The organism is Pseudomonas sp. GW456-12-10-14-LB2, assembly GCF_002884345.1.
In the GTDB taxonomy this organism is placed as follows: Bacteria; Pseudomonadota; Gammaproteobacteria; order Pseudomonadales; family Pseudomonadaceae; genus Aquipseudomonas; species Aquipseudomonas paraglycinae.
In genome coordinates this window covers 1-278 of record NZ_POHV01000124.1, presented here as the reverse complement: position 1 = coordinate 278, position 278 = coordinate 1, and the positions used below count along the sequence as shown (strand labels likewise).

Below are 278 nucleotides of genomic sequence, written 5' to 3'. Positions count from 1 at the left end.
CTCGTGCCTGACGGGCCGTGGCAGCCGCAGGCATTGGTGCCCCGTCGGGTGAGTTCCTTCCCGACTGCACCGACGCCGCTGGTGATGCCTGCCCGGACGGTCGTCGTGGCCGGGGACGGTGCCGGATCGCTCGCCCGCGAGTTGGCACAGCAGGGCGGATGGCCTCTGCTGGCCGAACCCACCTCGGGCTCCCGGGTCGGGGACAACGCTCTCACCGACTACCAGACGGTCCTGGGTAGCGAGCTGGTCGACGATGTCGAGGCTGTCCTCGTCCTGGG

At 70.9% G+C, this 278-nt stretch carries 1 protein-coding gene; it reads left to right on the top strand.

Going from position 1 to position 278, the window contains the following annotated elements; translation table 11 throughout:
- The coding region (locus C1X29_RS28365) for a hypothetical protein (RefSeq protein WP_218275713.1) at positions 1-278 on the top strand (278 nt) is incomplete at both ends.